Here is a 409-nt window from a genome sequence, read left to right on the forward strand (position 1 = left end):
CGCACACCGCCACACACACCACCGCGCACACCGACCCCCGTACCGACCGCGCCGCCGACCTCGACTGGCTGCTGGCCGGCCTCGTCCGGCGCGTGCCGCACGCCAGGAGCGCCGTGCTCCTCTCCTGCGACGGCCTGGTCCGCTCCGCGTACGGCCTGGACCAGGAGGGCGCCGACCACATGGCCGCCCTCGCCTCCGGTCTGCACTCCCTCGGCCGCAGCGCCGGACTCACCTTCGACGACGGCGGCGACGTCCGCCAGGTGGTCGTCGAACTCACATCCGCCCTGCTGTTCGTCACCACCGCCGGCTCCGGCACCTGCCTCGCGGTGCTGGCCGACAGCGCCACCGACGCCGCCGTCCTGGGCTACGAGATGGCGATGCTGGTCAAGAGCGTGCGCCCCTACCTGGC

1 protein-coding gene is annotated in these 409 nt (G+C 74.1%); it reads left to right on the top strand.

Annotated elements, in window-relative coordinates; translation table 11 throughout:
* Positions 1–68: 68 nt before the first annotated feature.
* The coding region (locus ACOV8S_RS08525) for a roadblock/LC7 domain-containing protein (protein ID WP_448317399.1) at positions 69–409 on the top strand (341 nt) is incomplete at its 3' end.

Source organism: Streptomyces sp. CO7 (assembly GCF_053474865.1).